This is a genomic window from Lebetimonas sp. JS138, from assembly GCF_000523335.1.
In the GTDB taxonomy this organism is placed as follows: domain Bacteria; phylum Campylobacterota; class Campylobacteria; order Campylobacterales; family Nautiliaceae; genus Lebetimonas.
The window spans coordinates 132,609-155,834 of sequence record NZ_ATHT01000001.1 but is presented as its reverse complement, the minus strand read 5'-3'; the positions used below and the strand labels follow the sequence as shown (position 1 = coordinate 155,834).

General features: G+C 28.3%; 27 protein-coding genes and 1 pseudogene. 24 read left to right on the top strand and 4 right to left on the bottom strand.

Annotated elements, in window-relative coordinates; genetic code table 11:
• The first annotated feature begins 1 nt into the window (after nt 1).
• The 7 genes from gatB (at nt 2) to DZ67_RS0100810 (ending at nt 6,789) form a co-directional block, all read left to right on the top strand.
• Nucleotides 2–1,423 carry an Asp-tRNA(Asn)/Glu-tRNA(Gln) amidotransferase subunit GatB gene (gene gatB, locus DZ67_RS0100845; protein WP_024786825.1) on the top strand — a complete coding sequence of 474 codons (1,422 nt, stop codon included), beginning with the start codon at nt 2–4 and terminating at the stop codon, nt 1,421–1,423.
• Entirely contained in the window at nt 1,420–3,015 is a 1,596-nt protein-coding gene (locus tag DZ67_RS0100840; RefSeq protein WP_024791691.1) for an NAD-binding protein, read from the top strand. Before gatB ends, DZ67_RS0100840 begins: the two co-directional genes overlap by 4 nt.
• The gene (locus DZ67_RS0100835) at nt 3,012–3,704 is read left to right on the top strand and encodes a potassium channel family protein (protein WP_024790497.1); all 693 of its coding nucleotides are present in this window, start codon (nt 3,012–3,014) and stop codon (nt 3,702–3,704) included. Before DZ67_RS0100840 ends, DZ67_RS0100835 begins: the two co-directional genes overlap by 4 nt.
• Nucleotides 3,701–4,585 carry an NAD(P)H-dependent glycerol-3-phosphate dehydrogenase gene (locus tag DZ67_RS0100830; RefSeq protein ID WP_024790496.1) on the top strand — a complete coding sequence of 295 codons (885 nt, stop codon included), beginning with the start codon at nt 3,701–3,703 and terminating at the stop codon, nt 4,583–4,585. Before DZ67_RS0100835 ends, DZ67_RS0100830 begins: the two co-directional genes overlap by 4 nt.
• 152 nt (nt 4,586–4,737) lie before the next feature.
• On the top strand, nt 4,738–5,457 hold the full coding sequence (gene tlyA, locus DZ67_RS0100820; RefSeq protein WP_024786821.1) for a 23S rRNA (cytidine-2'-O)-methyltransferase TlyA: 720 nt from the start codon (nt 4,738–4,740) through the stop codon (nt 5,455–5,457).
• Nucleotides 5,450–6,508, top strand: coding sequence for a flavodoxin-dependent (E)-4-hydroxy-3-methylbut-2-enyl-diphosphate synthase (gene ispG, locus DZ67_RS0100815; RefSeq protein WP_035906985.1), 1,059 nt, complete (start codon nt 5,450–5,452; stop codon nt 6,506–6,508). Before tlyA ends, ispG begins: the two co-directional genes overlap by 8 nt.
• A complete protein-coding gene (locus tag DZ67_RS0100810) occupies nt 6,505–6,789 on the top strand; it encodes a hypothetical protein (protein ID WP_024786819.1) in 285 nt (94 codons plus the stop codon). The genes ispG and DZ67_RS0100810 overlap by 4 nt, the downstream gene beginning before the upstream one ends.
• On the opposite strand, the gene DZ67_RS0100805 is transcribed toward DZ67_RS0100810, so the two are convergent.
• A complete protein-coding gene (locus tag DZ67_RS0100805; RefSeq protein ID WP_024786818.1) occupies nt 6,779–7,030 on the bottom strand; it encodes a hypothetical protein in 252 nt (83 codons plus the stop codon). The genes DZ67_RS0100810 and DZ67_RS0100805 overlap by 11 nt on opposite strands.
• A 38-nt stretch (nt 7,031–7,068) precedes the next feature.
• Between DZ67_RS0100805 and DZ67_RS0100800 the strand changes: the two genes are divergently transcribed.
• Genes DZ67_RS0100800 through DZ67_RS0100790 form a run of 3 tightly spaced genes read left to right on the top strand, consistent with a single transcriptional unit; the run spans nt 7,069 to nt 11,565 of the window.
• Nucleotides 7,069–8,469, top strand: a complete 1,401-nt coding sequence (locus DZ67_RS0100800) for a replicative DNA helicase (RefSeq protein WP_024786817.1) — start codon at nt 7,069–7,071, stop codon at nt 8,467–8,469.
• Nucleotides 8,450–9,619 (top strand): ComEC/Rec2 family competence protein, encoded by a 1,170-nt coding sequence (locus DZ67_RS0100795; protein ID WP_035906982.1) that lies wholly within the window; start codon nt 8,450–8,452, stop codon nt 9,617–9,619. Before DZ67_RS0100800 ends, DZ67_RS0100795 begins: the two co-directional genes overlap by 20 nt.
• A gap of 23 nt (nt 9,620–9,642) precedes the next feature.
• Nucleotides 9,643–11,565: an IGHMBP2 family helicase gene (locus DZ67_RS0100790; protein WP_024790494.1), complete on the top strand. Its 1,923-nt coding sequence runs from the start codon at nt 9,643–9,645 to the stop codon at nt 11,563–11,565.
• Here DZ67_RS0100790 and tpx read toward each other — a convergent pair.
• Complete coding sequence (tpx, locus tag DZ67_RS0100785; RefSeq protein ID WP_024786813.1) at nt 11,558–12,073, bottom strand: thiol peroxidase; 516 nt, start codon at nt 12,071–12,073, stop codon at nt 11,558–11,560. The genes DZ67_RS0100790 and tpx overlap by 8 nt on opposite strands.
• A 435-nt stretch (nt 12,074–12,508) precedes the next feature.
• Between tpx and DZ67_RS0100780 the strand changes: the two genes are divergently transcribed.
• Genes DZ67_RS0100780 through DZ67_RS0100775 form a run of 3 tightly spaced genes read left to right on the top strand, consistent with a single transcriptional unit; the run spans nt 12,509 to nt 13,327 of the window.
• Nucleotides 12,509–12,742, top strand: coding sequence for an integrase arm-type DNA-binding domain-containing protein (locus tag DZ67_RS0100780; RefSeq protein WP_162147620.1), 234 nt, complete (start codon nt 12,509–12,511; stop codon nt 12,740–12,742).
• Nucleotides 12,687–12,983, top strand: coding sequence for a phage integrase central domain-containing protein (locus DZ67_RS11210; RefSeq protein ID WP_156919590.1), 297 nt, complete (start codon nt 12,687–12,689; stop codon nt 12,981–12,983). Before DZ67_RS0100780 ends, DZ67_RS11210 begins: the two co-directional genes overlap by 56 nt.
• Nucleotides 12,902–13,327, top strand: a complete 426-nt coding sequence (locus DZ67_RS0100775; protein WP_024786811.1) for a hypothetical protein — start codon at nt 12,902–12,904, stop codon at nt 13,325–13,327. Before DZ67_RS11210 ends, DZ67_RS0100775 begins: the two co-directional genes overlap by 82 nt.
• A gap of 72 nt (nt 13,328–13,399) precedes the next feature.
• On the opposite strand, the pseudogene DZ67_RS0100770 reads toward DZ67_RS0100775, so the two are convergent.
• Nucleotides 13,400–13,894 (bottom strand): annotated as a pseudogene (locus DZ67_RS0100770) (transposase); the annotation flags it as partial.
• Nucleotides 13,895–14,388: 494 nt separating this feature from the next.
• Here DZ67_RS0100770 and DZ67_RS0100760 point away from each other — a divergent pair.
• The 3 genes from DZ67_RS0100760 to DZ67_RS10510 all read left to right on the top strand — a co-directional run bounded on the left by DZ67_RS0100760 (nt 14,389) and on the right by DZ67_RS10510 (nt 15,548).
• Nucleotides 14,389–14,640: a type II toxin-antitoxin system RelB/DinJ family antitoxin gene (locus DZ67_RS0100760; protein WP_024786809.1), complete on the top strand. Its 252-nt coding sequence runs from the start codon at nt 14,389–14,391 to the stop codon at nt 14,638–14,640.
• On the top strand, nt 14,633–14,902 hold the full coding sequence (locus DZ67_RS0100755; protein WP_024786808.1) for a type II toxin-antitoxin system RelE/ParE family toxin: 270 nt from the start codon (nt 14,633–14,635) through the stop codon (nt 14,900–14,902). The genes DZ67_RS0100760 and DZ67_RS0100755 overlap by 8 nt, the downstream gene beginning before the upstream one ends.
• Before the next feature lie 499 nt (nt 14,903–15,401).
• Nucleotides 15,402–15,548 carry a hypothetical protein gene (locus DZ67_RS10510; RefSeq protein ID WP_156919554.1) on the top strand — a complete coding sequence of 49 codons (147 nt, stop codon included), beginning with the start codon at nt 15,402–15,404 and terminating at the stop codon, nt 15,546–15,548.
• Here DZ67_RS10510 and DZ67_RS0100745 read toward each other — a convergent pair whose 3' ends face one another.
• Nucleotides 15,549–15,806: a sigma factor-like helix-turn-helix DNA-binding protein gene (locus DZ67_RS0100745; protein ID WP_024791687.1), complete on the bottom strand. Its 258-nt coding sequence runs from the start codon at nt 15,804–15,806 to the stop codon at nt 15,549–15,551.
• 74 nt (nt 15,807–15,880) lie between these two features.
• Between DZ67_RS0100745 and DZ67_RS10505 the strand changes: the two genes are divergently transcribed.
• From DZ67_RS10505 to DZ67_RS0100680, 8 genes are all read left to right on the top strand, one after another.
• Nucleotides 15,881–16,105, top strand: a complete 225-nt coding sequence (locus DZ67_RS10505; RefSeq protein ID WP_156919553.1) for a hypothetical protein — start codon at nt 15,881–15,883, stop codon at nt 16,103–16,105.
• Nucleotides 16,106–17,712: 1,607 nt separating this feature from the next.
• Complete coding sequence (locus DZ67_RS0100725; protein WP_024791685.1) at nt 17,713–19,227, top strand: hypothetical protein; 1,515 nt, start codon at nt 17,713–17,715, stop codon at nt 19,225–19,227.
• A 76-nt stretch (nt 19,228–19,303) separates the two neighbouring features.
• A complete protein-coding gene (locus DZ67_RS11205; RefSeq protein ID WP_084043356.1) occupies nt 19,304–19,531 on the top strand; it encodes an Arm DNA-binding domain-containing protein in 228 nt (75 codons plus the stop codon).
• A 719-nt stretch (nt 19,532–20,250) separates the two neighbouring features.
• Entirely contained in the window at nt 20,251–20,436 is a 186-nt protein-coding gene (locus tag DZ67_RS0100720) for a hypothetical protein (protein ID WP_024791684.1), read from the top strand.
• A 524-nt stretch (nt 20,437–20,960) separates the two neighbouring features.
• The gene (locus DZ67_RS10500) at nt 20,961–21,128 is read left to right on the top strand and encodes a hypothetical protein (RefSeq protein WP_156919552.1); all 168 of its coding nucleotides are present in this window, start codon (nt 20,961–20,963) and stop codon (nt 21,126–21,128) included.
• A gap of 791 nt (nt 21,129–21,919) precedes the next feature.
• Entirely contained in the window at nt 21,920–22,066 is a 147-nt protein-coding gene (locus DZ67_RS10495; RefSeq protein ID WP_156919551.1) for a hypothetical protein, read from the top strand.
• 430 nt (nt 22,067–22,496) lie between these two features.
• Complete coding sequence (locus DZ67_RS11005; RefSeq protein WP_269078231.1) at nt 22,497–22,622, top strand: hypothetical protein; 126 nt, start codon at nt 22,497–22,499, stop codon at nt 22,620–22,622.
• 28 nt (nt 22,623–22,650) lie between these two features.
• Nucleotides 22,651–23,124 (top strand): hypothetical protein, encoded by a 474-nt coding sequence (locus DZ67_RS0100680; protein WP_024791681.1) that lies wholly within the window; start codon nt 22,651–22,653, stop codon nt 23,122–23,124.
• Nucleotides 23,125–23,226: the final 102 nt, after the last annotated feature.

Genomic DNA, 23,226 nt, shown 5'->3' with positions numbered 1-23,226 from the left:
AATGAAATATGAAGTAGTAATAGGATTGGAAGTTCACGTGCAGTTGAATACAAAAACCAAAATTTTCTGCAGTTGTGCAACAAGTTTCGGAGATGAACCTAATATAAATACTTGCCCCGTATGTCTCGGACTTCCGGGGGCTTTGCCTGTAATGAACAAAGAAGCCGTTAAAAAGGCTGTAATGTTTGGTAAAGCTGTTAATGCGACTATTAATAAAAAAAGTATTTTTGCAAGAAAAAATTATTTTTACCCTGATTTGCCAAAAGGATACCAAATAAGCCAGTTTGAAATTCCCATTGTTGAACATGGCGAATTATTTATTGAAGCGGACGGAAAAACCAAAAGAATAGGAATAACAAGGGCTCACCTGGAAGAAGATGCAGGTAAAAACATCCATGAAGGCGAATATTCTAAAGTAGATTTAAACAGATGCTCCACACCTCTTCTTGAAATTGTAAGCGAACCGGATATGAGAAGCAGCGATGAAGCCATTGCATATCTTAAAAAACTCCATTCTGTTGTTAAATATTTAGGAATCAGCGATGCCAATATGCAAGAGGGAAGTTTCAGGTGTGATGCAAATGTATCAGTTAGACCTTTTGGGCAAAAAGAATTCGGCACAAGGGTTGAACTTAAAAATATAAACTCTTTCAGATTTGTAAAGCAGGCGATTGAATATGAAATTGATAGGCAAATAGAAGCTTATGAATATAATGAATATGAAAAAGAAGTTGTTCAGGAAACCAGGCTTTTTGATTCTAAAACTGGTAAAACAAGAAGTATGAGAGGAAAAGAGGAAAGTGCGGATTACAGATATTTTCCAGACCCTGATTTACTTCCGCTTGAAGTGCCTGATGAGTTTTTTGATATTGAAATTCCAGAACTTCCGGATGAAAAGAAAGAGCGTTATATTAAAGAATTTAACTTAAAAGAATATGATGCGGGAGTACTTACAAGTGAGCCTGAACTTGCCAAATTTTTTGAAGAAATGGTTCAAAGGGGGGTTGAACCAAATGCTGCAAACAGATGGCTTGCAATTGAACTTTTGGGAAGACTTAATAAATTAAATATATCAATTGAAAATTCTCCTGTGCCTGCCGAAAAACTTTCACTTATTGCCATTAGGGAAAAAGAAGCTGTTATCAGTGGGGCAGGGGGTAAAAAAGTGCTTGATTTGTTAATGGAAGAAGATTTGGAAGTTGACGAGGCAATTGAAAAATTGGGACTTAAACAGGTAAGTGACGAAGGCGCTATTGAAAAAATAGTGGATGATGTTTTGGGCGCCAATGAAGATAAAGTTGCTGAATATAAAGGCGGAAAAGAAAAATTATTCGGCTTTTTTGTGGGACAGGTTATGAAAGCAAGTCGCGGTAAAGCAAATCCTCAGGTTGTAAATAAATTACTAAAAAGTAAGCTTTCTTGAAGAAAGAATCTAAGATAGTAAAAGCATTAGTTGCTTTTGCTTTTTATTTAGATGGCAGTGAAAAATATATAAAATTTAAAAGAAAAATTGACAGGCTTCTTAATGACACTTCTTATATAGGTAACAGAATATTTGATATTTTTATGCTAATTATGGTAAGTTTAAGCGTTGCCATACTCCTTTATGATATAAAACACAATGTAAATCCGTTTTTTGAAAAATTTGATTTTTATGTAATTACCACTATTTTTGTAATTGAATATATTTTTAGGGTCTGGGTTTATAATGATATTCATAAAATAATTTTGGAAGAATATGAGGAATCTAATTTCTTAGGCAGAAATTTTCATTTAAAAAATGTGTTAATAAAAATTATTAAAACAAAACTTGAATATATGAGCACACCTTTTGCAATTATAGATTTACTTGCCATTTTACCTGCTTTCAGAACCCTTAGAATCCTTAGAATTTTTGTAATATTCAGACTTATTAAAATATTAAGATATACAAAAAACGTCAATATATTTTTAGATGTTTTAAGAAGTAAAAAATTTGAATTGTTAATTGTATTATTGGCTGTTGTTTTTATTGTCTTTATCGGAGGCTCGGTTATCTATGTGTTTGAAGCTCATACAAATCCTGAAATAAAAAATCTGTTTGATTCATATTATTGGGCTTTAATTACTATATCTACCGTTGGTTACGGGGACATAACGCCGGTAACAAATGAAGGTAAAACTCTTACAATGCTATTAATTATTACTGGAGTCGGTATTATTTCATTTACCACTTCTATTATTGCAAGTGCATTTACCGAGAAATTACATGAATTAAAAAGTGAAAAAGTTTTCAGGGAGATTGAGCATTTTAATGAAATTTATTTAATCTGCGGTTTTTCGGATGAAGCAGAAATTTTAGGAGAAAAATTAATAAAAGAAAAAAAAGATTTTTTAATCGTCGATACTGATGAAAACAGGGTTGAAAAAGCTGCATTAAAAGGATATGAGGCAGTTAAAGGAGATATTACCCAAAAAATTTTTTTGAAAAATCTCCATTTTAAAAAAATTACCAAAATTTTTGTATTGACAAACTCGGATGTTACAAATACGTTTATAACATTGACTTTAAGGGCATATTCAAAAGGGGCAGAAATTATTGCCCTAGCCAATGATGAAAAAAATATTTCAAAACTTAAAAAAGTAGGGGCTGATTATGTTGTTGTCCCTACCAAGGCGACTGCACTTCTTGCAAGTGTTTATATAGGAAGCCCCATTACATTTGCCGTAATTGACGCAATTTTAAGTGAAAAGAAAAATGCAATTATTGATGAAATAAAGGTTATAGAAAATTCAATACTTGATGGAAAACTGATAGGAGAGATTGATTTTGACAAATATAAAATATTGCTTTTCGGCGTTTTAAAAGACAAAGAATCCCAAATGCTTGAAAAAACTTTTTCTCTTAGCAGAGGCCATTTTTATTTTAACCCGCCTTTTGATTTAAGACTTGAAGCCGGAGACATTATTGTTGTAATGGGATACAGCGTAAGCATAAATTATTTTAAATATCATATAGAAAAGAGTAGTTTATGAAAATAGCTATTTTCGGATTTGACAAATACGGGGAAAAAATCGCAGCTACATTAAAAAAATCCAATGTTATAATTGTTGTATTTGATGAAAATGAAGAACAAAAAGCAAAAGAAAAATTTTTTGACGTAATTAAACTTAACGAAATCAATGATGAAGAGTTGCAAAAGATAGAAAATATAGAATATGCAATTTGTACATTAAAAGATGAGGAAAAAAATCTGTTTTTGGTGTTGTCTCTTAGAGAATTGTTTCCTGAATTAAAAATTGTTGTTAAAATAAGCAATAAAGAAAACGAATATAAATATAAATTGGCCGGTGCAAATAAATTATTGAACCCTTTTGATATTATAGCAAACAGAATAATGACTATTTTGAAAAAACCTTTAACATTAAAAGTTATAGAAGAAATTATTTTTAAAGATAATAAGCTCTCTTTTGCAGAAATTGAAATTCCGGAAAATTCTTTTTTGGAAGGTAAAGCAATAAAGGATGTGTATAAAGAGATAACAAGCATATATAATTTACTGATTATTGGAATAGTGGATAAAGAAATAAGTGAAAATGTTATATTTATAGTTAGAGGTATAAATCATATTTTAAACAAAGGCGATATTTTGGTGGCTGTGGGTGATACAGATGAAATAGATAGGTTTAAAAGAGATTTGGAAATATTTAAAGGGAGACAATGATAGGAATAATAGGAGCGGGAAGCTGGGGAAGCGCTTTGTATCATGCCATAAAACAAAAATATAAAGATGCTGTAATTACTTCGAGAAGAAAAAGAAATATAGAAAACTTTGTAAATATTGAAAAAGTTTTAGAAAATGAATATATAATTATTGTTATTGCAGCGCAGGCTATAAAAGATTTTTTAAAAAAATATGATTTGAGGGGTAAAAAAATTTTAGTTGCAAGTAAGGGAATAGATAAAGATGAGCTTAAATTTTTGAATGAAATTTTCGAACAATATATTGAAACTGAAAATTTAGCGTTTATATCAGGCCCCTCATTTGCAAAAGAGGTAAAGGAAAACAAACCTACCGCCCTTGTTATTGCTTCTAAAAATTTAAATTTGGCAAATGAATTTAAAAAATTTTTTCCGGATTTTTTAAAAATTTATATTGATGATGATGTTGAAGGCGTTGAGGTTGCAGGTGCATATAAAAATGTAATAGCAATTGCCGCAGGAATCTGCGAAGGGCTCAATCTCGGAAACAATGCAAAAGCCGCATTAATCAGCAGGGGTCTTGTTGAAATGGACAGATTTGGGGAGTTTTTCGGGGCCAGAAAAGACACCTTTTTAGGCGTTGCGGGGGCTGGGGATCTGTTTTTGAGTGCAAATTCCACAATGAGCAGAAACTACAGGGTAGGGCTTAATCTTGCTAAAAATAAACTGCTTAAAGATATTTTGGATGAACTCGGAGAAGTAGCCGAAGGAGTTTACACTACCGAAGCCATTTATAAATTAGCCCAAAAACATAATATTTACACACCTATTGCGAATGAAGTTTATAAAATAATTTATACCGGTAAAAAACCGGTGGAATCTTTAAAAGATTTGCTTATTTAGCTTTTTTTGCTGCATCTAATGCAATATAAAGCATAGCCCCTGTTGCCACTACACATAATACTAAAGCCATAAATCCGCTGAATCCCATAACGTCTCCTTTTTTTGTTTTAAAAATTATAACAAATTTAATATAATTATCAAAAAGGTTTTATGTGAGAGCAGATAAATTTTTGGTTTTAAAAGGATTTGTAACCTCACGAAACAAAGCAAGGGAGTTAATCAAAAACAATAAAATCAAAATAAATGGTAAAACAGTAAATAAAACTTCTTTTGAAGTAGATGAAAAGGATAAAATTGAAATTTTGGAAGAAAAGATTTATGTAAGCAGGGCAGCCCGGAAGCTTAAAAATTATTTGGAAAAATATAATATAACGTTTGACGGAAAAACAGTTTTGGATATAGGGGCAAGTACCGGGGGGTTTAGTGAGGTAAGTTTGGAAAAAGGTGCCCGAAAAATTGTAGCGGTTGATGTCGGGAGCAATCAGCTTGATAAAAAATTAAAACAAAATCCTAAAATTATTTGTTATGAAAAAACAGATTTCAGAAATTTTGAATATCCGGAAAAATTTGATTATATTGTAAGTGATGTAAGTTTTATTTCTTTAAATAAACTTATTGATAAAATAGATAAATATGCCAAAAAAGATATTATTTTGTTATTTAAGCCCCAATTTGAAGTTGGAATAGGAATAAAAAGAGATAAAAAAGGTGTTGTTTTGGATACAATTGCAATAGAAAAAGCAAGAAGAAAATTTGAAATCAATTGTAAGAATACAGGGTGGAAATTATTAAGAAGTGAAGAGAGTTCCGTTAGGGGAAAAGAAGGAAATATTGAATATATTTACCATTTTATAAAGGAAAATAATGATTAAAAGATATCCCACAAGAAAAATAAAAATAAGAGATGTTGAAATAGGAGGAGGTGCCCCGATTAGCGTTCAGTCAATGACTTATTCAAAAACAAAAGATATAAACTCAACACTTGAGCAGATAAACAGGCTCTATTTTGCAGGGGCCGATTTGGTAAGGGTTGCAGTGCTTGATGAAGAAGATGCAAAATCCCTTAAAACTATTGTGGAAAAATCACCGCTTCCGGTTATTACCGATATACATTTTAATTATAAATTAGGTCTTATAGCCTCAGAATATGTGGATGCTCTCAGGATTAATCCTGGAAATATAGGGGGAAAGACAAAAATAAAAGAAATTGTAAAAGCGTGTAAGCAAAGGAATCTGCCCATAAGAATAGGGGTAAATTCCGGCTCTTTGGAAGAACATCTGGAAAAAAAATACGGACAGAGTCCTAAAGCAATGGTTGAAAGTGCGCTTTGGCATATTAAATTTTTGGAAGATTTGGATTTTTTTGATATAAAAGTTTCACTTAAAGCAAGCGATGTTATAAGAACGGTCGAGGCTTATCGAATGTTAAGACCTTTAGTGGATTATCCTTTTCATTTGGGAGTGACGGAAGCAGGGACTAAATTCCATGCTACTATTAAAAGCGCTGCGGCATTTGGAGCACTTTTACTTGAAGGAATAGGGGATACATTAAGGGTTTCCATTACGGGTGAACTTGAAGAAGAGATTAGGGTGGGCCGTGCAATTTTACAGGATTTGGGACTTATTAAAGGAGTTAATATAGTTTCATGTCCTACGTGCGGAAGAATAGAAGTTGACCTGCCTCCTATTGTCGAAGAGGTTGAAAAAGCAACGAAAAATATAAAAGTGCCTCTTAATCTCTCTGTTATGGGCTGTGTTGTAAACGCTCTCGGTGAGGCAAAAGAAGCTGATTTGGCAATAGCCTGCGGAAAAGGATACGGTCTTATACTTAAAAAAGGTGAAATAATAGGGAAATATAAAGAAAAAGAACTGCTTCCTAAATTTTTGGAGGAGATAAATAAATATGTAAAGGAATGCAAATGAATACACCCGCTTTAATTTATGCAGTCGCTTTAACTATTGTTTCTTTGGCGGTTATTTTTATGATTATGGTAATTAAACCAAATAAGGTAACTAAAGAAAAGCTTGAAAAAATATTGAAAAAAGAAATAATTGAAAAACTAAAAAATGCTGAAAATGAAAAAGAAATGAAAGAAATTATAAGAAGTTTGGACAATAAAACAAAAATGAAATTAAAAACGCTTTTTGAATCTCAGGATGTAAGAGATGTTATAAACGGTGTAAAAGAACATTTTAAGGTTTAAATTTTTTTCTAAGCTCCGGATCCATTAATACATCGGCAATTTCAATATGTAAATCTGCTTTTTGGGGATTTGTAATTTTGTATTTTTCTTCGTTTTCAGATAAAATAATACCAATTTCGACAGGATTGTTTGTTGTTTTTAACTGATGAACCAAATCTGTATCGTGGGTTTGTATATAAATATCTTTTAACTGGATTGAACCCGGTGTGTCTTTGAAAGGATATGTGATTTTTACAACCATTTATAACCTTTTTTATAATTATAACATAAGGAGTAAAATTGGATTTATATAATTTGGATATTGAGAGGGGAATATTGAGTGCTGTTATTTTTGACGGAAAAGTATATGAAGATGTGGCGGCTATTTTAAGCCCTAAAGATTTTTACCTTCCTTTTCATCAATATCTTTTCGAAGCTATGGAAGAGTTGTATCATAAAGATATGCCTATTGATGAAATTTTTTTAAGGGATGTTTTAAATAAAAAAAACAAATTTGATGAAGAGCTTTTTTTAGAAATTTTGGGAACCGCCCCGATAGAAGCGGTAGAAATTTATGCAAAAGAGATAAAAGATTTATCGGTAAAAAGAGAGCTTATACATCTTTCAACAGAAATTAAAAAAACAGTTTTGCAAGAAGACAAAAGGGCTGTTGAAGAGGTTGAAGAGATTCAAAGTAAACTTTTCAGCATCGCAACATCCAATCTTTCCGGGGATTTTAAAGATTCAAACAAAATAATAAACGAAACTTTGGATTATATTAAAAAACAGGTATCAAAGCAAAATAAAATTGTAACAGGGCTTGATACCGGATTTGTTGAACTTAACAGAAAAACAAGCGGATTCGGAGAAGGCGATTTGATAATAATTGCCGCAAGGCCTTCTATGGGTAAAACGGCTTTTGCACTGAACCTGGCATTTAATGTATTAAGGCAGGATAGGGGGGTGGCAATTTTTTCTCTTGAAATGCCGGCGGAGCAGCTGATGCTTAGAATGATAAGTTCGGCAAGCGATATTCCCCTTCAGGATTTAAGAAGGGGGAATTTAAATGATGAAGAATGGTCCAAACTTACCGAGGTAAGTGATTATTTAAGCGAAAAACCTCTTTTTGTGGATGACGAGGGAAGTGTCAATATTCATACAATAAGGGCAAAACTCAGAAAATTAAAAGCTCAAAACAGAGATATTTCCCTTGCAATTGTAGATTATCTTCAGTTGATAAATTCAGATATTAAAGAAAGGCATTTGGCTATTGCGGAAATTAGCAGAAGTCTTAAACTTTTAGCGCGCGAACTTCAAATACCCATAATTGCCCTTTCCCAGCTAAACAGGGCACTTGAAAGCAGGCCTAACAAAAGACCGATGCTGAGTGATCTTAGAGAATCAGGCGCAATAGAACAGGACGCAGATATTATAATGTTTATTTATCGTGATGACGTATATAAAGCATTGGAAGCCAGACAGAAACAAAAAGAAGCAATTCAAAAAGGAAAAGCTGCGGAAGTGACATATAATGAAAAGGAAATAGAAGATGCGGAAATAATCATCGGAAAACAGAGAAACGGACCGACTGGCACCGTTGAAATGCTGTTTCATAAAAAATACACCAAATTTAGCGATAAATTAAGTAAGGTTAAAGAAGTTGAGCATACAGAAGCTCATATTGACATTCCTGCTATTTAGTTTTTTATTGTGTTTAAGAGGGGCTTTTTCTTATATTTTATATAAAAATTTTATTTCAAAAAAAGTGGTTAAAATAGACGGGTTTGTCGCAAATCAGTATAAAAAGAAAAATTACTATGTATTGAAGATAAAATCAAAAAATTTAACTTTTTATACAATAAACAGGGATGATTTAAAAAATCTTTTGAATGAAGATGTCTCTGTTAAAATTTTTACCAAACATATCTCTTTTAAAAATTATCTTTTCGGATTTTTTGCCCCAAGTTTTGATTTGAAATTAAAAGAACCTTCAAAAATTGAAAAATATGTTGAAAATCAGCATAAAAATATAAAAATAACAAATTTATACAAAGCTTTGTATTTTGGCAAATCTATTGATTTTAGCACAAGAAAAGACCTTTCGACTCTTGGAATAAGTCATCTTTTTGCCCTTAGCGGATTGCATCTGGGGTTTTTAAGCGCAATTTTGTTTTTTATGTTAAATCCTGTTTATAAATTTTTTCAAAGCCGTTTTTTTTCGTATAGAAACAGATATTTTGATTTGGGTATTTTTATTTTAACAACAGAATTTTTATATCTTTATTTTACTAATTTTCCTTCATCGCTTGTCAGGGCTTTTGTTATGGAAACGGTTATTTTTATAAGTCTTATTTATCTGGAAAAAGAGCCTTTGAGTGTTTTAATATGGACATTTTTAATAAGTGTTTTAATATTTTTTGAAAAAGTTTTCAGTATCGGATATTTTTTAAGCTTTATGGGTGTATATTATATATTTTTATTTTTTAAATATTTTAAACCGACTTTTGTCAATTCTTTGATTTTGAGCTTTTATATGTATTTGGTTATGTTTATATTGGGGCATTATTTTTTTTATAATTTCAATTTTTATTCATTTTTTTCACCTGTTGTAAACATATTGTTTTCTGTTTTTTATCCTGTAAGTATATTTTTGCATTTAACAGGGTTTGGCGGATTGTTTGATAAAGTTTTACAGTGGTATCTTAATATGGGAGAGAAAAATTATTATGTTAATGTAGATTTTTGGATACTTTTATTTTTTTTATCTTTAAGTTTTTTTGCTTATTACAGAAAGTGGGCTTTTTATGGTATAAATTTATTTGCATTGATAGTTATTTTAATAAAAATTTAAAAAGGTTATATTAAATGAAAATAATGTATAAATTTGAAAATATTGAAGAGTATAAAAAATATTTTAGTGAGTTAATTGAAAAAGAAAGAAAAGCAGAAAAAGAATTTTATTTAAATGAAATAAAAAAACTAACGCCACAAGAGAGACAAAAAAAAGGCAGGGCACTGCTCGGGCTTAAAATGAAATATATAGGAGAGTTTTTAGATTTTAAAATATACATGTTCAACAGGAATAATATGCCCGAACACCAAATTAAAGTAGGGGATATTGTATTAGTGAGCAGGGGGGAGCCTTTAAAATTTTCCAAAGAAGCAACCGTTAGCAGTGTTGGCAAAAATTTTATAGAAGTTTATTCAAAAGAAGCAATATTCAGAAGTAAATTATACAGACTTGATTTGTATGTTAATGATATTACATTTAAAAGAATGATAAAAGCGTTAGATGAAATGAAAAATGGAAAATGTAAAATGAAAAATTGTATTGATGTATTAATAGGTAAAAAAGCCCCAAAAATTATTGAAGTTGATGAAAGAAGCGATATTTTAAATGAAAGTCAAAATGCAGCTCTTAGAAAGTGTATTAACTCAGATGTTTTTTTAATTCATGGTCCTCCGGGAACAGGAAAAACTACCACTTTGGCTGAAGTTATAAAAAAGCACATAGGAAAAAGAATTTTAGTTACGGCAGACAGTAACGTGGCGGTTGATAATGTTATGGAAAAAATGGGTGAATTTAATATTGTAAGAATCGGTCATCCTGCAAAAATTGATTCCAAACTTATGAAATTTTCTCTGGATGTAAGAATAAGAAGGGATAAAAGATATAAAGAAATTGAAAAAATTAATAAAAAAATAGATGATTTAAAACATATGCAGGAAAAAAGATGCAAAAAACCGACTCCCGGCAGAAGAAGAGGGATGAGCGATGAGGAGATTTTACAATTAGCAAAAGAAGGAAAAGCAAAAAGAGGTATTAAGGCCGAGTGGATAAAAGAGATGGCCGAATGGCTTAAACTGCAAAAAAATATCAGTAAGTTATATGACGAAAAAAATAAAAAAATAGAAATTATTATGAATGATATTTTAAATAATGCTGATATTATTTTTGCAACCAATTCAGGTACCGGCGGTGAATTTTTGGAAACAAAAGAATTTGATGTTGTTTTTATAGACGAAGCAGCCCAGGCAATGGAGCCATCAACGCTTATTCCTTTAATAAAAGCAAAGCAGGCTGTTTTTGCGGGTGACCATAAACAGTTGCCTCCAACAATTTTAAGTAATGATAAAAGGCTTATGGTTTCACTTTTTGAGAGACTTACATATTTGTATAAAGATATTTATTATACCCTGGGTATTCAATACAGAATGAATGAAAAAATAAATAATTTTTCAAGCTCGGAGTTTTATGAATGCAGGGTAAAAACATATGAAAAAATTAAAAATATAACTATAAAAGATTTAAAAATTAAAGAAAATGAAATGTATGGGGGATATGCGCCGATTGTTTTTATAGATACATTGGGTAAATTTATAGAAAAATCAAAAAGCGGAAGTTTTTCAAAATATAATCCACTTGAAGCCGAGTATGTAAAAAAAATAGTTGAAAAATTAATAAAAAACGGGGCTAAAGAAGAATATATCGGAGTAATTACCCCTTATAAAGACCATGAAGAATATATAAAAAAAATAATGAAAAACTCAGTTGAAGTGAAATCTGTGGACGGTTTTCAGGGCAGGGAAAAAGAAATAATTATTTTAAGTCTTGTTAGGGCAAATGAAAATGAAGAAATCGGGTTTTTAAAGGATATAAGAAGACTGAATGTATCAATAACACGGGCTAAAAGAAAACTTGTTATAATAGGTGATGCTAAAACATTAAGAATAAATAAAACTTATAAAAATTTGATTGAATATATAAAAAAAGAAGGGATTTATAAAACTATTTAGCGGCTTCTTTTAGTGCATTTAGAGCTGCTTCATAGTTTGGTTCTTCAGTGATTTCAGGAACTAATTCTTTATAAGTTACTTTTCCTTCTTTGTTTACTACAAATATTGCTCTAGCACTAAGACCTCTAAGTGGACCTTCAGCAATTAAAGTTCCATAATTTACACTAAAACATTTTTCTCTGTAATCACTTAATACTTGAAGATTTTCAATTCCTTCAGTTGAACAAAATCTTTTTGCAGCAAAAGGTAAATCCATACTTACTACACATACTACCGCTCCATCAACTGCAGCAGCTTGTTCATTGAATTTTCTAGTTTCAGTTGCGCAAACAGGTGTATCAAGACTTGGTACAGCAATAATTAACTGAGCTTTTCCCTGAGCTCCACCAATTGTTATTTCTTCAAGTGCGTTATTTGGCAGGGTTACAACAGGAGCTTTATCTCCAACATTTACTTGATTCCCATAAAGTGCTACATCATTTCCTTTTAATTTTGTTGTTACAGGCATATTGTCTCCTTTTTTTATTGGAGTATATCAAAAAGTATGAAAATAAAAAAGATAAAAATAGTCTTATTTTTGTAATGTAACAAAAAGTTACACATACTAAAATTAAATTTTAATATGAAATTCTTTTGGAGAAAAATTTATAGAAGGATAGTGGTGCGGCGGAGGTGCGTAGTTTTTTAGTTTTTCTCAGTTTCAGATTGTATCACTTCTTTTGAAATATTACCATAAAATCGGGATATTGTTGTTTTTATTAGTTTTAGTTTGTATCATATTAGCACAAAAAAAAGTGGGGTCAGTAGTGGGGTCGGTTTTTTAACCGCACCATATTTCATTAAAAAGGAGTTTAATATGAGTATAGTTTTAACTCAAACAGCAATTAATTCTTTTTTAATAGATGATAAAAGAAAGAAGTAATCAGATGGAATGGTAAAAGGTTTGAGACTTGTTAAAAAAAATAAAAGTATAGTTTGGGAGTTTAGATATAAAAAGATTGGAACTAAAAAAGACACAAGCCTTAAAATAGGAAATTATCCTGATATTACTTTAAAGACAGCCAGAGATATTGCAAGAGGTTATAAGGAACTTTTAGCAAAAGGTATTGACCCAGTAGAGCATAAGAGAGAAAAAGAAGAAGCCGTTAAAAGGGAGCAAGAAAAAAAAGACTTTTAAGACAATAGCTTATGAGTTTTTAGAATTAAAAAAAGGAAGTGTTAGCAATAAAAGATTTAAGAGCAATTATTTAAGAGCTTTTGAAAAATATGCTATTCCTTTTATGGGTTATAAGAAGATAGACAAAATTACAAGATATGATTTAATAGACTTTATAAAATGGATACCAAAAGTAAATCTTCCAAATGCTACCAGAACAAGAGAAAAATCTACACAGCAAAAGAAGTATTTAATTATGTAAAAAACTGCCTTGATTATGCGTTAAATTTAGGACTTATAGAATATAATCCAGCTTACGGAATAGATCCAAGCAAAATATTACCAAGAGAACAAAAAGAGAAAATGAAAGCCGTTATTAATGAAACTAAAATCAAAGAAGTATATCAAAAAATCCTCTCTTACGATTATGAAGCAAGCCGTTACATAATGCAGTTTCAAGCACTTACAGCTTTAAGAAATGTAGGACTTTACCGCTTAAAGTGGGAGTATATTGATTTTAAAAGAAAGATTATTATTTATCCTCCAAATACATATAAGGATAATAAAGAGCCTTTTAGACTTCCTTTAACGGATAACACTGCTTAATATACTTCAATACTTTAAAAAAATTGAGACATACCATTAATTTTGTGTCTGTGATATTATAACAAATATTTTTCATTCATCAACTCCATGTTCAAAATTCATAACAAACATTTGATTTAATTCATATCTTTTAGATTTAATTAAAGGGTTAATTTTCCAAGTTTTATGTAATTTATCAGTTACAATAAAAAGAGCAACATTTAAAATATCCATAGATTGAAAAAAAACACCTTTTTTAAGTCTCTGTTTTTCAAATGTAGAATGAACGGATTCCACAGCATTTGTTGAATTGATAAGTTTTCTAATAGTTTCGGGATATTTTAAAAAAGCTAAAAATTCTTCTTTTTTTGAATTAAGATATTTGATATAAGTCGGATAGTGATTTTTAAATTTTTCAATTATTTCAGTCTGAAAAATAGATAATCCTTTTTCAAAAGTATCACAAGAATATTTAATTTCTTTGATTTTTTTATTAACGAAAGAAGCATCTTTTTTTTTCATATGTTTATAAATATTTCTTGAAAGATGAACTGTGCATTTCTGAATGTCAGAATAAGGAAAATAAGCTTTTAAAGAGGGGAAAATAAAAAGACCATTAGTTACAAGACTTTTTAATGCAATGTATCAAAAAAATATCATAGCTCAAAAACTATTAGAGGAATTAAAAGCAATTGACCCAGAGTTTTTAAGCGATAAAAATTTACTTACTATTAAAGGCATTAAATATATTATCCTTCCTTAAACTCTTATCAATTTATTCTGCTTAAAAATCAATAAAGGGGGTAAACCTATTTTTACAGGGTGTAAAGACATAAACATATCAAAATCCCCTATTTATGAGAGTTTTAGAGTATTTAATAAATAATTAGGGTGTAAGTAAGTGTAAGCATTTCAAGGGTTTACACCCCAAGAAAATGCCGAAATTATGGGCTTTTCAGGGCGTTAGGGTGTATCAGTCGGCTGCCCAGTCACGAAAAAACAAAAACTAATTTCAGGGGGGTGGGGGTATGATTGCTTTTATATCCCAAATGGTGTATAATAAACAAAAAAAAAGGATTGATATGAAAACTCAAACAAGTATCAGAATTGAAAAAGAATATTTTGAAGAAGCAAAAGAGATTTTAAGACAAGTAGGTTTGAGCTATTCAGAAGCAGTTAACATTTTCACTGCAATGATAGTAAAGCATAAGGGACTTCCTTTTGAAGTAAAAATTCCAAATGAAACTACTCAAAAAGCTATTAAAGAAGCAAGAACTGGTAAAAATGTGGAAAAAACAAGTATAGATGAGCTTAAAAGATTTGCTAATGCTTAAACTCAAAAGACATAAGCAATTCATAAAAGATATGAAGAAAATTAAAATAAGTGATACTCAGTTTCAAAAATTTATCAATTATATTTCTCTGCTATTAAATAATGAAGAACTTCCAGCAGAAGCAAAAGACCATTCATTAACAGGTGAATGGAGTGATACAAGAGAATTTCATATAGGAGGCGATTTATTAGTTATATACATCAAAACAGACGAAGAATTAATCCTCGTTAGAATTGGAACTCACTCACAGCTTTTTAAATAGCAACATTTATGCAACAGGTAAAAAACTTCATTAGCTCCCTTTTACAGGTGATTTAAGAACTTGTAAAAATAAAAAAGCAACACTTTTTTTTAAAAAAATACCTTGATTTTTTTTATCACGCTAATAGAGAAAATTGAAAAGGAAACAAAAGGAAACAAGTCTTAAAAGTTTCTTTTTTGAAGTTTCTAAAAGTTTACAAGTAATTTAAAAAGTAAACAAAAGTTAACAAACTAAACAAAACTAAACAGCTTTTAAAAAGTCAACAGATAAAATTTAAAACTATATAGAAGCTTTATTAAGAGGAAAATTAATACATCTTCTTTATTACAATAAAAAAGGAAATGCTCTGTTTCAAAAGCCGGATAAAATTCTTTTAGATAATCCAAATCTCTTTAATGTTTTATGTTCAAATCAAAATAAAGGAGCAATAAGAGAATCGTTTTTTGTATCACAACTTTTTAAACATACAATCAGATATTCAAAACAGGGGGATTATATAGTGGATGAAAATTACGTATTTGAAATAGGAGGGAAAAATAAAACTAAAAGACAAATAAAAAACCTTGAAAATGCATATATTATAAAAGATGATATTGAAATAGGATTTGATGAAATTCCACTTTGGCCGTTTGGGTTTTTGTTTTGATTAAACAAAATCCCTCAAATCTATTTTTTCTTTAAAAGCTATTTGTTTTAATTTTTTAATAGCGTTGCTTTCTAACTGTCTGACTCTTTCTCTTGTAATTCCTAAAACATAGCCTATTTCTTCAAGGGTAAGCCCTTTTACTTCTCTTATATCTTCTATTATTCCTTCTTCTAACATTTTTTGGGTAGCTTTGTCATAGCTTTTATATTTATCATAATATTGTTTTAGCATTTCAATTTTTGGATGATGTTTTTTCATCTTTCTCCCTTTTTTTGTAATTATATTAGCATTTAGAGAATATATAATAATAGAAAAGGAATTTTATTTTTGGATTGAAGAATATAAAAATATCAAAAATCAAGGTTTTAATCTCTCCTCAAAATATAACTGTAACTATAAGGCTATTATTGGAAAAAATGGAAGCGGGAAAAAATTATGCGAAAAAAATAATATCTATTTGTCCTTGGGTTAACGAAATTTATCACAGAAAAGATAATTATAATATTCCATTATTAATTGAACGAAGAATTTTCACCAAGAAGATTACAAATATTTAAAATAGAAATGATTCAAAAATTTTTGATAATGAAAAAAATCTTTTATATCAATTAAATAATTTAAATACAAAAGAGTATGATTCTTATTAAAGAATATAAAATTATTATCCAAAAGAAAAATATATGATATAGATAAAGAAATATGAAGGGACATTTTTTAGAAACAAAGAAGATTTGACAAGGCTTATAAGGATTTAAAAGAATTATCTGATAAAAATTTTGAAAAGTTGAATTTAGATGAAAAAAATTTAATTAAATATATTCAAAATGTATTGAATTATAATTTGATTTTTTTTGATATTGATACAATTAATGGATGCTTTAAAAACAGAATATAAAAAACAAGGAAAACAGTATTACCTAAAAATATTAAATGCTCATTGTTTTATCTTTTAAAAAATAATGAATATTATAAAGGTTTTGAAAGATTTAAAAAAGGTAAAAAATGATTTAAGCCTTTAGAAGATGATTTATTTAATGATGATATTTCCCAAGAAGACATTATAAAATATTCATTAGCTGGAGCTTTGAGCGGTTTTTTGACTCCTAATGAAAGAATAAAACTTATAGAAGATGCAAAAAATGGGAAAGTTAGTTTATTATATATAGCACCTGAATCTTTGAGATTTAAAACTCTTTATTTAGTGCAACAGCATCTAAAGAAGTTATTGAAGATATTAAATAAAAATAATGTATTAATATTGAAACTGGTTATAGGGTTGAGAGTTTTCATTCAAAAAAAGAAAATAGAGAAGAAATTTTGCAAAATTTTATTAATAATTATATTGATATTATTGTTATCAAGCTTTGAAAGATTTCAAAAAAGATAAAATTTATCTAAACCCAGTAGATTTAGCTATAAAATCGAAACTATTATGTAAAAAAGAAAAAGATAGAATTAAAAGAAAAGGGAATAATTAATATTAAAGCTTCGTGAAATTGCTGAAAAATTTAAACAATCTACAAATAAAAATTTTCAAAGATATAATAAGCAAAACAATAAAAAACAAAGATTAGATAAAAAATATTAATAAAAGATTAAATAATACATATAAGAATTAAAAAGAATGTTTTAAGAATTAAAATGAATAAAAAGAAAAAGAAATAAATGTATTAAATTAAGAGATAAAAAATTTTTAAAAAAATATAAAAATTATATTTATAACAAAAAGGTAGATTAAATAATTTACAGGTATTATATTTAGATGAGTATCAAGATATTACTCCTAAAACTTTTGAAATAATAAAAGAACTAATAAAATACGGAGAAATTAAAGAAATTGTATTTTAAAAGAATTTAATAGAGGATGATGATATTTTAACTAAGGATGTTATTAATAAAGCTTATAAAAAAATTTCATATTTATCTAAATCAAAAAATTTTTATTGTATAGAAGATTATATAAGAAATAAAAAACTTTCAAAAAAATCTTTTAAAATAAATTTATAGACAAATTAGTAACAAAGATATTATAAACAAAGAACCAAGTGCAATTAAAAATCTTTTCAAAAAAAATGAAAATCTTATATTTTGGGATATGAGCAAAGAACAAGTTGAAAATTTTAAAGAAAGAAATTCTTTTTTATTTAAATAACAAGGATATGCTATGACAATCTACAATTACATAAAATCAAAATTCCACAATTACAAAAACAAAATAAATATTCAAAAAGCACAAGAGTGGCTCTCTAATAATATAAATAAAGTTTCAGCTCTGTTTGAAGATATAAAATTAAGAGATTTTATATTTGAACCTTTTAAAGAAGTATTTTATTATCCTGATAAAACTTTAGATAAAGATATTTATAATGTAATTACACAAGTAGCAATAATAAATGCAATTTTAGCAGGCCTTCCAGGACAGCTCGGAGTTGGGGTTTATGTATCTATTGCATTTGAGGCTTGGATGGGATATGTCATAGCAAGACATGTAGGCATAAGTATTTTAAGACCTACTGAAATTTTTAAATATATTGGAATTATAGGAGGAGGATTGTTTATTTTTAAAACAATTCTCAGTTTTTCTTTTTCACTTTTTTCGATAATTCCACTTAATCCTTTGATATTGGCAGAAATATTTACTACCAATCTTATTGGAATAGCCTTTTGGGTAGGTTTTGAAGAGGTAAAAAAAAGCGGAAGTTTTAAAATACCTAAAAGATTGTGGTTTGAAATTTTTAATAAATCAAAAAACTTGTATATTCATCAATTAAATATTTTAAAAAATACTTTTAATACTGAAAACTTAAAAAAAGTAGCCAATAGACTTAAAATGTGGCTTAATGGCGATATTTACGACACAAAAGAAGTAAGGGGCGAAATTTTTGCATCAGCTGCTATGGCTTATCTTTTAAGCGGTCATTATGATAAATTACAAGGACCTTTGGGAAAAATATTTGAAGAGGCTATCAGACTTAGATGGTCTTCTCAATTTGATGAAAATACACCAATTGAAGAAATTGCAAAAAGATTTTCCGAATATTCTCCAGAGCAGTTAGAAGGGGCTATCAATACAATAAAAGGCAAAATGTTTGAAATTTTAGTAACAGATTTAGAAAACAGCGATAATGATGATATTAAAGCCCATATGTTTACAAATGAATCACATCCCGATTCTGATATAATTTTTACAAATACAGATACAGGAGAAAAAATTGCACTCTCCCTAAAAGCTACGCATAATCCTGAAATTATTGAACATGCATTATTAAAATATCCTGATACTCCCATCTTAACTACAAAAGAAATTTCAGACTATTTTGAACATAATCCTGAATATGCCCATAAAGTATTTGGGACTGATATATCAAATGAAATGCTTGAAAATATTACAAAAGAAAATGTAGATAAACTAATAGACAGCATTGAGCCTGTAAATGAAACTGAAGTTGTAGTTTCCGGAGTTACAATGAGTTCAGTTGCATTAGTTTGGCCATTATTAATGGCATATCACAAAAAAAAGATAACATATCCTCAATTTGAAAAAGCAATGAAAAAAATATTTCAAAAACAGGGAGTTAGACTTGCTTCAAGATTAGCTTACGGAATAATGTTCGGCCCTCTTTTTGCCTGGTATTTATTGGCAAGAAGTATTAAGCTTATCAGTAATAAAGCGATGTAAAATAAAATTTAATTTTTGGACTGTTAGATGGACTATCAAAGAAACTTAATTTTAAGCTATGAATTTATAAAATTTTATTAAAATATACTGGTGCGGCGGGGGAGGCTATAAATGGCGTTTAAGGTATAAACTTGGTAAAAAAGACAGTTATTATACTATTGGAGATTATCCAACTATTGGATTATCAGAAGCAAGGAAAATAGCACAAGAAATAAGAAATCTTCTTTTAAAAGGAAAAGAAGTTACAGAATCGGAATTATTTAGGGACATATATTCATTATATTCAACCATTTATAGGCAATAAAAAAATTAATGAAATAACAAGAACTGATATTATTGAAATCATTAAACAAGAAAAAACAAAAATGATATTACAGGGAATATTTAACCAAAGAACATAATCCCCACGGATGGAGAGCTACATTTTCAACACTTGCTTATGAAAATCAAAAACTCATAAAGTTGGTAACAAAGTAACAAGAGCTTATATGAGAAGCGATTTTTTAGAAGAGAGAAGAAAAAGAGTTTTTAATTAATTTTTAATTTTTTTTTATTTTTTTTCTCTTTTAAAGGCATTATATGTTATAATATGTATATCTAAATACACATCAAAGGTTATATTATGATGAAGAAGAGATAAAAAAAGTATTGAAGAATATGCAAAAATTATCTAAAAGCAACAAACGAAAAAAATGAGGCTTTTGTATCTAATGCTGATGAGCTTATTAAGAGAATAGAGAATGAGTTATAAGACACCTTTTTTACACCAGTTTTTACACCCCATTGACATCAAAATTAAACTTTTTCCTTTAAAAGGCAAATAAATATTAAATTTTTACAAAAATAATTTTTTAGCAAATTTTTTGCACCTTTTGCACCCTAAATTAATTAAAACCCCTAAATTACGGTATTTCTTTAAGGAAATTTTTTGCACCTAAAAAATAAAGAAAAATAGTATCAATATAAGTTCACTTAGTCTCAATGTGCTATAATTGTATTACTAAAAAACAGGAGCGTGAAAAAATGCAAGCAGTATTGAATAATAGTTTTTTAGAAAATGTTAAACTTAAAAAAAGAATAAGAAGAACTTATAAAAATATTAAAAAGAGCTTAATGTTTTTATATGAAGATTTAGTTACATTTGACTTCAATACTTCAATGCTTGAAATGAGAAAAGAAGTTGAAGATATTAGAAACCAAAAAATTTAAAAAACTTCTTAAATATATTATAAAATCTTATAAGACCACATAAAATAAATACCGCATATTATGTTATTTAACTTGTAATCCTAAAATAGCAATTTTTGGGTGGATAGTATTCATACAAAATCTATAAAAAAACTTTTAAAAAATGATTTTTCATATTTTTTAAAAAGATATTTTCCAAATGAAATATTAGAAGAGCCTAAGTTAGAAAATATGAAACTGTAAAAAATACATTTATTAAAGAAACTTTTAAAAAATATAAACTTCAAACTTAAAAAGCTATTTTATTGATGATGAAGAAACTTTAAAAAATTTATTTTATAAATTTATTAGTAAAAAAATATTATACAAACCCGATGAAAGTTTTAAAATTTTTTCTTTTGCCCCCATACACGCACAAACAAAAGCAGTAAGATAAAGAATTCCCAAAGCCACTTAAACCAAGTCCGAAAATAACTTTAATCAACAAAAAAGCATTTGAGGAATATTTAGGTATAAAAAGAGAACTTTTACCTTTAAAAGCAGGATTGACTTATTACGAGTTAGTGCAGTTATGGATATTTGACAATACTAATTATTTCAAAGAAGCAAAAGATGAATTTTTAAAAACTGATAAAAAGATTAATTTTCAAGAAGCCAATGAGGTAAAGCCTTATAAAAGAAAAACAAGTCCATCTTCTTTTACAAGGCAATAAAAATAAAGTGATTCAATAGCCTTTAAAAGGTTTAGCAATATGATTATACTTAAAATAGAAAAAAGAAAAATTATTCTCACAAAGAGCTTTTTTTGCAGTTTCAAACTTTTTGGCTTTTATGTAATTTTCAATGAAAGGTTTTACCCAGCTGGGAACTTTTCTATCTATACCCCACATTTTAACAGTATTATAAAATTAAATAATAATTCTAAAGGTTTAGCACAGATTGAGATTTTAATCATAAGCGGAACATTAAACTTAATACTTCCACTTTAAAGGCAAAAAAAATGAAAGCAAGAGAAATACAAATAACAAAAATCAGAACAAGGTTTATTAAATTATCATTGGAAAAGTTGGAATTGTAATCAGTGCAAAAGATTTTGGAACTGGATTCAATGGAGATGTGTTTGATGTGTTAGTTGAATATGTGGGAATGAATAAAAAGGGCAAAAATGTTGAGTCAGATATGATAAAAAATTGCATTATCCAAAACACAAGCTAATAAATATTCCCAAATAAGAATCAGATTTTATTGTATTACCAGATTTAGATTATAAAAACGAACAAGATGAAAGTTATAAAAAATTAAAAAAAGAACTGCAGCAAAATAGAAGAAGTATATCAGTATGGGATTTGAGAAAAAAATTTTCACATTTTAAAGATATAGAAAAAGTTAAAGATTTAAGTGATTTATGCAGTATATCAGGTATTTCATTTATTAGCTTGCTTTATTGCTTTACAATCAAATGAAGAAGCTACACAAGATATAAAGAAAGGAGTATCGAAATGAAATGAGCGATTTTGATGTTAACCTTAAAAATATTTTACTATATGAAAGCGATGTGAATCAAGTAAATGAAAAGGAAAATAAACAGAGAATACCTCTTATTGAAGCAAAAGACGAACTTTTCAAAGAAAAACTATATAAACAAATTTAAGTGTGATTAATCTTTTAAATGGAACATTAGACCTTGAAAATATGCAGTAAAATTTGATTATAAAGATGCTTATGATGAAAAAGCAGTTAATGAATTATGGCTTCAATTCATGTCAACTTTTTTATATGGGGCAAAAATACGGCAAACCATTCACAATGGAAAATTATGCGAGGTTAATATTTTGGAAAATAAATTAAAAAAATTAAAGAAATTTATTTATAAAAATTATAAAAAAATATCTCTTATTGGAAAGAAATGAAAAAAATAATTAGGGATAACCCAAGAGCTGTTATCTCTTATGAGGCAAATGAATTGATTAATAAGATTAAAAGAGATATTGAGGTTATTGATAATGATGAATTTATCCAAGAAGTCCAAAATATAAGAAAAAAATTAATAGAATTTGAGCCGTGCTTAAAAAGGAGTGGAAATGAAAAAAGAAGAAGCATTATCACTTGCAAAATTAAGATACATTGACAAATCAAAAATAAAAAAAGATTTTGAAGAATTAAAAAATTATTTAAAAAAACACAATTTAATAAAGGAGAGAAAATGAATATATATCAAGCAGTTAATATGATTTATTGAAATTAGCGGCTTATAGAATACTTGGCGAGAAATATCCAGAAGATGAATATAATACGACTCTTATTAATTATTATGTCAGTAGAGAAAAAGAACAAAAAGAAAACTATTTGAATGAATATAAAAAAGCTATTGCGGCTTGGAAAGCACAAATAAAAGAATTAGAACAGTTATTAAATAAAACAGGTGGAGCAAGACCAGGAGCTGGAAGGGCAAAAGTTAATGACCCAAAATTAAAAAAGATTTTTAATAGAGTTAATGGATTAGCTAAATTGAAGATAAGAGCTTATGCACTTGCTTTTCAAGAATGGAATGAAGCAGAAGCTGCTTTAATAGGGATAAGAGATAATGCCTTTAAAAGAATGTTTGAAATTGCAAAAGAAATGGGATTTAGCATAAAAAGCCGCGAAAAAATGAAAGATTGGCTGCAAAAAGAAGAAGATGAGTTTGCTAAATTTTTATTTGATAATTAAGACTAATTATTACTTCAATTCACTTCTATTTTTCCTCTTTATAAGGCTACAAGATATTCAATAAAAAATAAATTTCCAAACCAAAACCAAACAGAACTAAAC

What these genes read in the sequence shown, in the direction of transcription:
- gatB (WP_024786825.1), top strand. Translation starts at nt 2, where the DNA reads ATGAAATATGAAGTAGTAATAGGATTGGAAGTTCACGTGCAGTTGAAT.
- DZ67_RS0100835 (WP_024790497.1), top strand. Translation starts at nt 3,012, where the DNA reads ATGAAAATAGCTATTTTCGGATTTGACAAATACGGGGAAAAAATCGCA.
- DZ67_RS0100830 (WP_024790496.1), top strand. Translation starts at nt 3,701, where the DNA reads ATGATAGGAATAATAGGAGCGGGAAGCTGGGGAAGCGCTTTGTATCAT.
- ispG (WP_035906985.1), top strand. Translation starts at nt 5,450, where the DNA reads ATGATTAAAAGATATCCCACAAGAAAAATAAAAATAAGAGATGTTGAA.
- DZ67_RS0100810 (WP_024786819.1), top strand. Translation starts at nt 6,505, where the DNA reads ATGAATACACCCGCTTTAATTTATGCAGTCGCTTTAACTATTGTTTCT.
- DZ67_RS0100805 (WP_024786818.1), bottom strand. Translation starts at nt 7,030, where the DNA reads ATGGTTGTAAAAATCACATATCCTTTCAAAGACACACCGGGTTCAATC.
- DZ67_RS0100790 (WP_024790494.1), top strand. Translation starts at nt 9,643, where the DNA reads ATGTATAAATTTGAAAATATTGAAGAGTATAAAAAATATTTTAGTGAG.
- tpx (WP_024786813.1), bottom strand. Translation starts at nt 12,073, where the DNA reads ATGCCTGTAACAACAAAATTAAAAGGAAATGATGTAGCACTTTATGGG.
- DZ67_RS0100775 (WP_024786811.1), top strand. Translation starts at nt 12,902, where the DNA reads ATGGATACCAAAAGTAAATCTTCCAAATGCTACCAGAACAAGAGAAAA.
- DZ67_RS0100760 (WP_024786809.1), top strand. Translation starts at nt 14,389, where the DNA reads ATGAAAACTCAAACAAGTATCAGAATTGAAAAAGAATATTTTGAAGAA.
- DZ67_RS0100755 (WP_024786808.1), top strand. Translation starts at nt 14,633, where the DNA reads ATGCTTAAACTCAAAAGACATAAGCAATTCATAAAAGATATGAAGAAA.
- DZ67_RS0100745 (WP_024791687.1), bottom strand. Translation starts at nt 15,806, where the DNA reads ATGAAAAAACATCATCCAAAAATTGAAATGCTAAAACAATATTATGAT.
- DZ67_RS0100725 (WP_024791685.1), top strand. Translation starts at nt 17,713, where the DNA reads ATGACAATCTACAATTACATAAAATCAAAATTCCACAATTACAAAAAC.
- DZ67_RS0100720 (WP_024791684.1), top strand. Translation starts at nt 20,251, where the DNA reads ATGCAAGCAGTATTGAATAATAGTTTTTTAGAAAATGTTAAACTTAAA.
- DZ67_RS10495 (WP_156919551.1), top strand. Translation starts at nt 21,920, where the DNA reads ATGAGCGATTTTGATGTTAACCTTAAAAATATTTTACTATATGAAAGC.
- DZ67_RS11005 (WP_269078231.1), top strand. Translation starts at nt 22,497, where the DNA reads ATGAAAAAAGAAGAAGCATTATCACTTGCAAAATTAAGATACATTGAC.